Origin of the sequence: Wolbachia endosymbiont of Chrysomya megacephala (assembly GCF_008245065.1) — a bacterium.
GTDB lineage: Bacteria > Pseudomonadota > Alphaproteobacteria > Rickettsiales > Anaplasmataceae > Wolbachia.
In genome coordinates this window covers 268706-281035 of sequence record NZ_CP021120.1, presented here as the reverse complement: position 1 = coordinate 281035, position 12330 = coordinate 268706, and the positions used below count along the sequence as shown (strand labels likewise).

The 12330-nt window shown below is 33.2% G+C and carries 7 protein-coding genes and 1 pseudogene; 3 read left to right on the top strand and 5 right to left on the bottom strand.

Going from position 1 to position 12330, the window contains the following annotated elements:
* Positions 1-111 precede the first annotated feature (111 nt).
* The 4 genes and pseudogenes from CAI20_RS01265 to priA all read right to left on the bottom strand — a co-directional run.
* Positions 112-603, bottom strand: a pseudogene (locus CAI20_RS01265) (recombination mediator RecR); the annotation flags it as partial.
* Positions 604-729: 126 nt separating this feature from the next.
* A complete protein-coding gene (locus CAI20_RS01260) occupies positions 730-2118 on the bottom strand; it encodes an ankyrin repeat domain-containing protein (protein WP_007302183.1) in 1389 nt (462 codons plus the stop codon).
* A 558-nt stretch (positions 2119-2676) separates the two neighbouring features.
* Positions 2677-3459 (bottom strand): ankyrin repeat domain-containing protein, encoded by a 783-nt coding sequence (locus tag CAI20_RS01250; RefSeq protein ID WP_149168702.1) that lies wholly within the window; start codon positions 3457-3459, stop codon positions 2677-2679.
* 110 nt (positions 3460-3569) lie between these two features.
* Positions 3570-5546: a replication restart helicase PriA gene (priA, locus tag CAI20_RS01245; protein WP_149168701.1), complete on the bottom strand. Its 1977-nt coding sequence runs from the start codon at positions 5544-5546 to the stop codon at positions 3570-3572.
* Positions 5547-5644: 98 nt separating this feature from the next.
* Here priA and CAI20_RS01240 point away from each other — a divergent pair, with 98 nt between their 5' ends.
* The 3 genes from CAI20_RS01240 to CAI20_RS01230 all read left to right on the top strand — a co-directional run bounded on the left by CAI20_RS01240 (position 5645) and on the right by CAI20_RS01230 (position 11458).
* A complete protein-coding gene (locus CAI20_RS01240) occupies positions 5645-6613 on the top strand; it encodes a hypothetical protein (protein WP_149168700.1) in 969 nt (322 codons plus the stop codon).
* Positions 6614-6622: 9 nt separating this feature from the next.
* Positions 6623-9961, top strand: a complete 3339-nt coding sequence (locus CAI20_RS01235) for an ankyrin repeat domain-containing protein (RefSeq protein ID WP_149168699.1) — start codon at positions 6623-6625, stop codon at positions 9959-9961.
* A 327-nt stretch (positions 9962-10288) separates the two neighbouring features.
* The gene (locus CAI20_RS01230; protein WP_149169003.1) at positions 10289-11458 is read left to right on the top strand and encodes a hypothetical protein; all 1170 of its coding nucleotides are present in this window, start codon (positions 10289-10291) and stop codon (positions 11456-11458) included.
* A gap of 24 nt (positions 11459-11482) precedes the next feature.
* Here CAI20_RS01230 and thyX read toward each other — a convergent pair whose 3' ends face one another.
* Positions 11483-12325 (bottom strand): FAD-dependent thymidylate synthase, encoded by an 843-nt coding sequence (gene thyX / locus CAI20_RS01225; protein ID WP_149168698.1) that lies wholly within the window; start codon positions 12323-12325, stop codon positions 11483-11485.
* Between the last annotated feature and the right edge of the window lie 5 nt (positions 12326-12330).

Genomic DNA, 12330 nt, shown 5'->3' with positions numbered 1-12330 from the left:
GCCCGATTCGCACTGATGCGTAGACTCAGACGGCAAAACATCTGGTTTAATAAGTTTTAGAATCCTTTCAGTTTCTTTCTGAATGAATTCCTCTCCTTTTAAACAATATGACCGAAGACTTTCAGGTCGCACCAATTCAATTATATATTGCGCAGTAACTTGGCCTTCTAATGTCGGATTGATTGCAATAATGACCTCTTCAATTTTAAATTCTGTAACTCTTTTGGGAATGTTATCAAGATTCAGTTCTTTTGGACCTATGCCATTTATTGCTGATAGCCTTCCACCCAAAACATGATACATACCTGAATATATATTCCCTTTTTCAAATGCCCATAGATCACCCAATTCTTCTACTACACACATTAACTTGGTGTCACGCTTTGGGTTAGTACAAATAGAACACGGCGATTTAGTATCTAGGTTTCCACAAATTTTGCACTCTATTATAAGATCCGCTAGCTCTCTAATCAAAGATGCAAGCGGTAGCATGACTTTCTCTTTATTTTGGAGCAAATGTATAACTAATCTTCGTGATGATGATGGACCTAAACTTGGCAATTTAGAAAAAGCATGAACTAAATTCTTTATATTAATGTTCATTTAACAAATTCAGGATATAGTTTATAAAATGATAACATCAAACCTTTCGTAAAGAAAGCTTAGTTTGATTGGCTATGAAAAAGATTTCCCACTTTTTTTAGAACTGTCTTGAAAAAATTAATGTAATCACAATCTACTGTAACCTAACTCTGATTCAGGTATAACTGAAATTATCTCACACATTTGCGTAGTTACTACGGTACTTCTTTTTTGAAAATGACGTAATTTATTTTTCAACATATTTCTTTCTTCTACATAACTGTCTGACTCTTTATTCAAACTAGAATTTTTTTCTTCATACTTGGAAAGTATTGTATCGATCAAATAATTAAAAAATAATATTAGACCTGTAGTGTTGGCAAGCAATGCAAGAGAATAATATAACATATCTTCACTCACTTCTTCATTTATTATGTCATGGGAATTTCTATACATTCTAAAACAAGAGCCGAAGGCTGCTAAGCATACACAAGTAAGTTTTGTTTTGTTTAGGACGCACTTAATTCGTGCTAGTTTTTTATTATTATCTTCTAATTTTATACGCAACTCACTAATTTTACTACTATAGTGCTGAATAAACAATTCTATGGCCTCTTTGTTATTAGCATAATTATATGCTTTGTAAGATTCCTTATCTATGAGTTCAGTATCTATATCCTTTGATTTGAGAAGCTCTTTGATTGCTTCATTTTTGTTAAGAAGCATAGCTTCGTGTAGAGGTGTGTACTCATTTTCAACATCTTTTCTTCTGTTAATATTTTCACGAGTTAAGTAGTTAAAAAGAGCTGAAATGCATTCTGAATTATTGCTTTCAATAGCCAGAGTAATTGCATCTTTTCCATCCTTGTTATTAGTATTAATAACTTTGAAAAGCGGCTTTTCATTCTCTTGCTTATGTTCAAAATATTTGCGTTTGTAAAACTCACTTGAACAGTATGGTTCCTTAAGAATACACAAAAGTTTTTCTACAAAACAAGTACGATTTCTTTTTATAGCTACATGTAAAGGTGTGTCATGATTCTCCTCGTCTTGCAACAATAAGACATCATACAAATAACCCTCTTTATATAAAAAATTAATCTCTTGATCAAAAGAGATATCTTCTTCTCCTTTACAGATATTTAGTAGCCGTAACCCTATACTTTCTGTAGTACTGTAATCAATTGCAGAGCTACGTTGCACTTTAGATTGATAAAGGGTTACGTCCATACTATTCCTACCTTTAAACAACCCAGCTATACCTCTAAATATTACAGCTATACCTGATTCACTCCGAGCAGCACAAGGTGTTTCATCTGGAATGTTAATCTCAACATTTTCACTAGAAAAAAGTTCTAAAACATGCGAGTTGCTTTTTCTACTGGAAAAAGGCACATCGTTCCTTTTATCTTTAATCTCAGCACTCTTTGCATTCAAAGAATTTAGAGAGTTAGCTAAACAATCAAGATCTGTAGCATTTTTAGACTCAAGGTCTTCTGCTTGAAAATTTGCTGCAGTGTTTATTTCACCTTTCATATTTCTTTTTTTACAGAAGTTGCATTTCAGGTAGGGTATCTCATCTTTAAAATTTTTCAACTCTATTTAAATTTTTTTAAAATAGTTTTTGATAAAAATACTTATGAAACTAACTTCTGTGTTAATTTTTTAGAAGATTTTATAGCTAAAAAATTACTTCCGCATATTTTAAATCTGATTACAATTACAGTTAGAGATATTTATTGAGCTCAAAAATCTATCTCCGTCTGCAGACTTTTTTATTAAACTCATTAAAAAATGTAGCGTATCCTCTTCAGAGCATATCTGTCGTATGTTCACTGCATTTTTTCTAATCTTTTTTATACAGTGGGATCTTATGTTCAGAATTCCAGATACTTGACCTTTAATTTAGCTAATAAAAACCAACTGGTACCTGCGGTTTTTATAGCTACGTTTTCTCAAATAAGTTTTAAATGAATAGATTTCTTGCATAATAAGATGTCATCCCAGTGCTTGACACTGGGATCCAATAAGAAAAATGCGCTGGAACTTTCGAATTCCAGTTATGCAAGAAATCTAATGTTAAAAAACTCACAGTTATCCTAGTACTGCTTTATTATCTACAGTCTTTTCATGCTTGACAAAAGAGAGTTGAGGATTAACAGCTTCTTCTATTGATTTAGCCTGTTTATAGTCTTGACTTAGGAAATATATAGCCACTCCAACTGCTATTCCAGCAACAAGAGCAGATACTGCGAGTGTGCATAATATAATAGTCATTGAAGGGACTAAAGCACTACCAACACCGAGTCCAATGCCAAGAAAAACTCCAGGTATAATGCCAATCAAACCATTACATCTAGCACTTTCTTTTTTCGATTGAGCTTGGTCTTTCATAGATTTAATGAGTGCTTCTCTTGTTTTTTCTTCTTGATCTAAATCTAATGGGATTTTCTCTTCTTTATTCTTTATCAAAGGGCTTGCACCATATTTCAAAAGGGCTTCTATTGCATCAGTGTTATTGTTTATAACAGCTTGGTGTAATAATGTATTTCCACTTTGATCTCGAAAATTGATCAATCTGTAGAAATACTGAGGAGTAACAAATTTATTCACTGCTTCATCTAAAATCTTCATCACGTTTTTAAATGACAATATCTCTTCTTTCTTAGACCTTGTACTATCGTATACAATGCAGTGTTGCAAAATAAGATACACCATCTCTTTTCTTATATCTACAATATCCTTTGTAAATAAAGCTGATTTAAATAACTCCTTGTCAATAGGTATTTCGATATTTTTATTAAGGAATTCCTGCAATTCTCTAATTTTTTCGTTATGCTTTATCCCTTTCCTACAGATGATTTTAAGTAAAGTCATATTATCTACCTATTATAATAATAATATAATAAATTCTAATAAAAGTCAAATTTTTAATTAAAAAGTTAATACATTAATTCTGTGAATGTCAAATAAATTCCGTAATTTTGTTAAAAAAAACTCACGGGATCAACATCTATTGTTACTGCAATGTTTGAACTTAAGTTATAGTTATTTTTAATCCAATGTTTCAGCTTTTTCTTTATGAATAGATTATGGTTATTGTGTATTTTCAGTAACACTCTATAACGATATTTATTATTTAAGAAATTTATTGCTGCTGGTGATGGGCCAAAAATTTCAAATTCTTTCAGCGTCAAGTGCTGAAAGGTAGTTGAATATTGATTATGTAAAAAGCTTGTTATCTCACTTGCTGCTTTCTGCGTGGCAAATTGATCCTTACCGCAAACTATAAGCGCTATTAATCTACTAAATGGTGGCATTTTAGCTTTGCGTCTTGACTCAAGTTCAATTTCATAAAACAAATCCCTTTTTTGCTGCTGCAATGCTTTTATTATCAAACTTTCAGGATTATTGGTTTGCACTATTACCGTTCCTTTTTCGTTGAACCTTCCAGATCTACCCGCAACTTGATGCAATAATTGATACGTCTTTTCTGCTGCCCTAAGGTCAGAATTTTCAAGGCCTAAATCTGCATTTATCACTCCAACCAAAGTTAACTTAGGGAAATTATGCCCTTTGGCAATCACTTGTGTACCGATTATAATATTCACCTCTTCCTTGAGCACTGAGTCAATGACGCTACCAAGCGACTTCTGATCGCTGCTGGTAATCGCAGTTTTTGCATTTGGTATTAATTTCACTATTTCTTCAACTAACCTTTCAATTCCCACACCATAAAGGAACAATGACTTTTCGCTTTGACAATTAGAGCATTTTTCTGGAAGTTTTGATTGATAAGAACAATGGTGACACAAAAGGACGTTCTTTTTCTTGTGGTAAGTAAGCCATACAGTGCAATTTGAGCAGGAAATTTTATATCCACATTTTTTACAAACTGCAAGTTGCGCATACCCCCGGCGGTTTAGAAAGAGCATAACTTGCTGTTTTTTCTCTATGGTTTGTTTTATTCCTTCGAAAAGTTCATTGGAAATCCATTGCTTATTATTTACTACTTTTATGTGCGGCAACTCTGCACCACCGAATCGTTCGGTTAGCTTTACATGGTTGTAATTCCCTTTTTTAACATGATAAATTGTTTCAAGCAGCGGAGTAGCGGATGATAAAATAATCGGAATATTTTCGAGTTTGGCTAAGATAATTGCCATATCTCGAGCATTATATATAATTCCTTGTTCCTGTTTAAAGGATGAGTCATGCTCTTCATCAACGATGATCAATTTTAGGTTCTTATAAGGCAAAAAAAGTGATGACCTTGCCCCAATAATTATCTGCGCACTTCCATTTGCTATATTAAGCCAATTATTTCGTCGAGCTTTGGGAGTAAGTCCTGAATGCCACTCAGCTATATTTCCAGATATCTGACTGTGAACACGATTTACTAATTGTGAAGTTAGGACAATTTCTGGCAGAAGGATCAGGACTTGTGCATCGTTTACGATTTCAATTAACCTTGCAATCACAGAGAGATAAACTTCCGTTTTTCCAGACCCGGTTTCACCGTCAAGCAAAGTCACTGAATACTCATTCAAATTACTTATTATCTTATTGCGAGCTGCTTGCTGCTCAGGGCTTAATTGGCAATCTATTTCACTTATTTCCTGCTTTTGCTTAGTGAAAACTAACTTATCTATCTGATTTACCTTTAATACTCCTCCCATTATTACTTTGGCAAGCATACCGATAGGTATTACATTATACTGCGCAACCCACTCTGCAAATTCGATCAGTTTTGGTCTGATACTCGGTAACTCGATCTTTTGTTCAATGCATTTTAATTCTCGATCACTCTTGCCGCTATATTTCCAAACTATTCCAATCAAACGCTTTCTGCCAAATGGTACCACTACGTAATCTCCAATTGAAGTTTCAGTATCTTTCTCAATTGCATATGAAAATAACTGATCAATTGGAAGCGGTAGTAATACGTCAACTGTTTTTGTCATAAGTTAGCGCTGTTTTTAGATACATAGAGAAGCCTTAATGCTTTTTTCATAGTACACAATTTATAATCATAAATATTAGAAATGTGAGGAAATTCTGTATGTTTAGCGATAAAATAGTCCTAGACTTTGAAATAGAAAAAGGTGACCGAATAGATCGGTGTTACTTCTCTACACGCATCAAACTTACAGATAAGAGCAAGAGTCTTCTATGTGAAAAGCTCGATAAACTTAACAATTTAGATGATTACTTTAATCTTAATCCTGAAAATTTTTACATTTATTACAATAAATATTTTGGGCACTATGGTAGAGATGAGCTATATGTCAGAGATAATAATGGTAGATATTTAGCTACTAAACTTCCACTTGATCAGAGCGGATTTTCGATAGAGTTATCATTCGACGAGGTGAATTATGGTTTTTATCCTATGTATGCAATCTATAACCCCACTCAATATGACAAAAAGCAGGAAAAGAGCTTTGAAGATAATGGTGAATTGCAGCCGTTTGTGTCAATTGTATTGGATTACTTTCTAAATGGCTTAACCGTTCAAGATATGTTTTTGCAAATACAAAATGAGCTTGTTGAAAAAGAAACAAAATTAGAAGAAGACAGAAGAAAAGCAGAGGAAGAATTAAATAAAAAGAATGAAAAGTTAAGGGAACTCATAGAAAATGATGAGATTAAAGTACTTAAAGTAATAAAAGGCCATAGTATTGGGAATGGACGTTCAGCGGCAATTTTGCAGCTTGATGGTGATCTTGATGCAAGTAAGTACTACATAGCAGAGTATGAAGGCAATGAATACTTACATTGCACGAGCTCTGGTTATGACATACTGCTTGACCAGAGCGATTTATTTTTTGTTCTCAATAGCAGCTCTTATCTTGAACTTGAAAGCGGTTTCTACTCAATACCTGCTGGCAACTATGCTAAATATCTCGATACTAAGAATCTGCTTTTTCGCGATGATCAACTATCTAAGCAGTTATGCAAAAACAAGGTAAAGGCTGAATCTACAGTTAACGCATTTTTCTCAAGACTTATTTATAGTGAAAATTTTTAAGAGGTGAATATGAAATTTAAAACAAATTCTGAATATGATAAATCAAAAAATTTAGATTTAGATGCTAAAGACTCTGCAGGCTATGCTGCTCTACATAAAGCTGTTTTTAGTAGGCGTTTCGATGAGGTCAAACTGTTAATAGATAAAGGCGCTAGAGTGGACGTGGAAGATAAACATAAGCTCACTCCACTTTTTTATGCTGTTATGAATAATGATGAGAAAATGATAAAATTTCTAGTCGAAATAGGTAATGCCGATGTTAACCTGGGTAAATATAATAATCCTCTTGGCATGGCTATTTCACTTGGACGTATGGAATTAGCAGAATATTTGATAGACAAAGGTGCAGATATAAACCGACAAGACAGTATCGGCAGAACCTTTCTGCATAAAGCTGCTGAAGATGGAAATTTAGCTGCAGTGAAATTTTTAGTAGAAAAAGGTGCTAGGCTTGATGTTTTAGATAAATGGAATGATACTCCTCTTCATGTTGCTGCAAATGTAAAAGTCAATAAAGGTCATACAGAAGTAGTAGATTATTTAATAAAAAACGGTGCAGATATAAATCTTACTCATAACTACACTCCGATACACCTAGCTATTACACGTGGAAATTTAGATATGGTGAAATGTCTGATAGATAATGGTGCTGATCTTTATATTAAAAGAGCATGCGATGGTACACCTCTTACTTATGCTAAACAGCAAGGGCAAGTGGAAATAGTAAATTACATGGATGGTGTAATGTCAAACCTTTCACGTAGCAAAACTGTATCCCTTGATAACACTAATATAAATATCAAGTATGACTTAGCTGCCAATAAGCTAGATACAATAGAAAAAAGCATTAAAGATGCTGTACGAGACTTTAAGGGTGCTTTTAATACCTCTGACCATGATATAAGGATCAATACTTATGTATTCAACACTCAAAATGAGTTTAAAGAGTACTTGAAAAAAGTTGGATTCGATGCTGGCGACGGTGTTAATGGCTACACAAGAATGATCGATCTAAATAAGGGAAATGCTGCTGACGTTTATGTCTACCTAGATAGTAAAGGGAATTTAAATCAACATACGTTAGAGCACGAGATAGGGCATGCAATGCACTTTGCAAATCTTGGTCTAAGCTATATCTTGCCAAAAGCAATGCACGAAGCTATTGCTAACTATGTTGCTGGTTTAGAAAATGGCAAACACATTAATGATCACGGAGATAAAGAAGCTTTAATTGCAATAAAAAATAAGAATCTTAAACTAGATGAGATATTACGTAATGATTATCAAGGAAATCACTACTATTCAGAAGCAGAGCAAGTAGTAAAGTTTCTTGAAAATAAACACCCGGACTTAATTGATAATTTACTAAAGAGCCTCTCCACTTATAAGAGATATCATGATAGGGATCAAGGTAAGAAATTAGTTGAGGATTTTTTGACTGAGCTGAAAGGTTATGATCAAGAATTTAAACAATGGGTTAAGGCTGAGCTGAGTGGTGAACAACATATGGAATATAATGTTGTTGAATCTAACAGTGTTGAAAGTTCAACAAGCCAACAAAGTGCAGGCAAGGGTCTATATGGTTATAGCCCAGTACATAATGTAAGTGGTGATAAAACCAAGATAGAAAGTGTCAGTAGAGAAGATTCTATGCAACCTGCTAAAAAAGTGAGTGAAGACGAACAACGAAAAGCTGTTACAACAAAAGTTATGAAGTATAATAAACAGCCTTTCTTAAAGGTGAATATTGATGACAATAATGTAGAAAACACTATAGGAAAAGTAAACGAGATAAATAAGGTAACAGGTGCGACGAGTTTACATTTTGCTGCTTCATTGGGAGATTTAAGCAAAGTAGCAATGCTACTAAAACACAATTCATATACTGATACAAGAGACCATAATGGACAAACGCCACTACATTATGCCATTCAGTCAGGAAATACGGAAGTAGCAAAATATCTTATTGATCATGGAGCAAATCTTAATGTTCATGACAATTATTATCAGAAAACTAATACTAAATATGTGTATTATAAGACACCTTTACACTATGCTATTGAGTCTGGAAATATAGAGATAGCTAAATACTTAATAGATCGTGGTGCAAATCCTAATATTCAAGATGCTTATTCCAAAACGCCATTATACAGTGCTATTTATTCAGGTAATACAGAAATAGTGAAGTATCTATTAGATCATAACGCAGATCCTAATAGTAAAAGTTATTATACTTTTCCGTTACTTGCTGCTATTAAGCTAGGGAATGCGGAAATAGTTAAGAGTTTAATTGAGCATGGCGCAGATCTTGGTATCAAAAACACGTCAGCTCAAACACTGCTGCACTATGCAATTGAGCTAAAACATACGGAAATTGCTAAATACTTAATAGATCGTGGTATAGATGTTGATACCCGTGATATTAGCTCTGGTAAATCTCCACTACATTTTGCCATGTACATGAAAAATATGGAAGTAGTTAAATATCTCATAGAGCATAATGCGGATATTGATATTCAGGATAGCTACGGCTTAACACCTTTGCATCTTGCTGTTGATCTTGGGAATAAGAAGATGATAGAGCAGTTAGTTGAAAAAGGTGCGAATATTAATGCTCAGGATAATGATGGTTGGACACCTTTAGTTCATGCAGTGAGGCATGGAAAGTTAGATACAATAGAATATCTAATAAAAAACAAAGCTGACGTTGACGTTGTAGGCAAAGATGGCAGGACACTTGTTGAACATGCTGAGTTATGGGCAGAAGAGAAAGGACTAGCAAGAGATGTAATAGATAGCAAAGGCGGTAATGATTCTTATTATCGTGAGCTTTCAAAAGAAGCTGCAACTTGGGAAAAAGCTGGAAAGGATATGCTTAGCTATCTCAAAAAAATTACTATGCAAGAAGAAGAATCTAACGATATAGACCAAATGCCAGCAGATCAACCTGCGAGTGAAGAAAGGAGTAAAAGATCGATAAGAGGAGACGAAGAGAAGCAAGAGGAAACAATTGTTATAGATAATGTGAAACAACATCCTTTAAAAATCAAAGTGGGTGAGGCTGTTGAAATAGGGAAATATAAGGTAGAACTGCAAGTTACGTATGATGATGTAAGAAATTTTTATGACACTATACGTGGTAAATATCATGATGGTAGTGGATACAATTATGAGCAAGTAATGGTTTTGTACAATGAAATTGTTAGGCCAGCATCACAGCATCATGATGAACCATTTACTCTTGCTGAGTCCTATATTGCAGATGGGCATCTATTTATTAAAAATCAAGATTTTGGAATTTTGAATGATTTTAATGAGATGTTCTATAAAAGTGATGAGTTTATGTAATGTAAAAGGTGGATGAGAATTAATTGATATAAGGAATTAGATCTTTCACTGTCATCCCAGTGTTTCTTTCCCCTGCCATTCCGGCGTTTCCTTCTCCTGTCATCCCAGTCTGGGATCCAGTTTTTCATATAATCTCATCACAAACATTTATTTTAATTTTAGACCAATACCCAATTTAGAATCAAAATTCCTAGATTCCAGTGTCAAGCACTGGAATCTACTATGCAATTTACTTTTTTATATAACAAATAATATTAATTTATTAATTGACAGGTGGCGTGGGTTATACTATTATTAAGATATATAGTTAATATCTTAATAATTAATGTGCCAAAATATGTTAATCGCATTGCTGAATCTATTGTATTAAAAGTCTATACTGACAAGAAAAACGCTAAAATTAGAGTGTTTTATAAAACTGAAGATAGAGAAGATGGACAAGTTGAAGAAATACTTTCAAAGCATCAAATTGCGGAGTTTTTAAATCAATTTGCCAACAGAGGGAAGCATAAAACTGCTATCAGTAAAAATGTAGAACAAGGTATAATTAAAGATATAGAAGGTATACATAGAGAAAATGGTAGATATGTATACAAAGCACCGGATTTATCAGCTGAAGAACAATATAATAAATTATTTGAAAGTGAGAAAGCTATTCAATTTAATTTGAATACTTTTATGTCAGATAGTATATCTAAAATTGTACAATTAAAAGATAGATTTGAAGAAATTTTAGGTTTTTCTCTCGAAAGAGGGTTATGTCACTCATTAAATTACTTTGTTACTTTTCTAAAATTAGAGAATAGGCAAGATTTTGTTGGATTTCTCGAGTCTGATAATATTATATCTGAACAAGATTTTATGAATTATATTGATGGAAGAAAAGAACAAACGATTAAGTTATTGATGATGAAGTTTTTATCGCAATTTTTACCTATTCTTGATGTTCAGAGCATTAAAAAGCGAGAAGGAGATACATTTTATTCTGATGAAACAATATATGAGCAATTATGTGATGATTTATCTTCAACAAAAGTATGGATCGATACTGAGCAAGAACAAATCAAACATGTCTTAAATAATGTGGAGATAGGATGCTACTTAGAATTTAATTCTTTTTGTTTTACTCATAATAGAGCAGATGTCAAGGGTGCTGGACATTCTATGTTGGTGTATAAAGCAGAGAATGATAAATACATATTTTTTGACTCTAATAAAGGAGCGGTTGGCTTTTGTCCTGATACAGGAGCTGCCAATTTTACATTAGAGGAAGTTTGTAGGGTAATGGAACTTGCTGTAAACCGTTATTCATATGATATGTATATTGAAAATTTTGCAGATTATTGCCAAGTTTATATTATGCTTAGAAATGCAACACTAATGTTAAAGAAAGCCGAAAAGCTTTACGAAACAATGGAAAGAATAAATTCAAAAATAATTGATATATCAGTTGATAAAGGTATGAATAAATTGTTGCTCACACCTGCAAGTCTGTGAAAGGACATAACTCGATCTTTTTGGCTATTTACCAAGTATAGACATCAGCTCATTCCATTCTCTTTTACCCATGCCACTTTCTTCTCTCGTAACATTTTCTCCTTTTATTAGCTTGCGAATTATTTCAAGACCAGTTTTTGAAATACAGGCTGATTTTAAGGAGTATTCAATGAAAGCATTATAGGCCAGCGGGACCCATTTCTTTACTATGTCCAACATAACTTCTGCATAGACTCTAATTTCATATTGGGCGTGCTGATCAGCTCTAAGCCTTAAAAAGTGAAGAAGGTTGTGTAAATCTATTTTCCAATAAAACTGAGTATAGTAATTAAGTGTTAGATTAGTTCGGGCAATTTCCCTTGCAAGGCCCTGTTCAATAAATTTCTCATAATGAGAATATACTAAATTAGAATCATTTATTAGAGAATCTATTATTTCTTTTGAAGTACTTGAGTCAAAAGCTTCACCGCTGCCTTGTTTATTATTATCAGATTGTTTTGCAACCTGTTCTGGTATATAAAATTCATTATCAAGTATCGAATACCTTCCGGAATATTCATTCACATTTGCAGTTCTGTGTCTTATCCACTGTCTTGCAATAAAAATTGGAAGTTTCACGTGAAACTTAATTTCACACATTTCAAATGGAGTTGTATGATGATGCCTCATCAAATACTTTATAAGCGCTTCATCTTGATTTATCTGTTTCGTTCCTTTTCCATAAGAAACGCGAGCAGCTTGAACTATGGCGCTATCAGAGCCCATATAATCAATTACTCGAACAAATCCATGATCTAATACCTTATGTTCTTCGTATAGAATGTCATCTATTTCTTTTACTGTAGTTCGCTTAGTTGTCTCATTCATAATAT

Coding starts and splice junctions, on each gene's coding strand:
- CAI20_RS01235 (WP_149168699.1), top strand. CDS start 6,623: ATGAAATTTAAAACAAATTCTGAATATGATAAATCAAAAAATTTAGAT.
- CAI20_RS01240 (WP_149168700.1), top strand. CDS start 5,645: ATGTTTAGCGATAAAATAGTCCTAGACTTTGAAATAGAAAAAGGTGAC.
- thyX (WP_149168698.1), bottom strand. CDS start 12,325: ATGAATGAGACAACTAAGCGAACTACAGTAAAAGAAATAGATGACATT.
- priA (WP_149168701.1), bottom strand. CDS start 5,546: ATGACAAAAACAGTTGACGTATTACTACCGCTTCCAATTGATCAGTTA.
- CAI20_RS01260 (WP_007302183.1), bottom strand. CDS start 2,118: ATGAAAGGTGAAATAAACACTGCAGCAAATTTTCAAGCAGAAGACCTT.
- CAI20_RS01250 (WP_149168702.1), bottom strand. CDS start 3,459: ATGACTTTACTTAAAATCATCTGTAGGAAAGGGATAAAGCATAACGAA.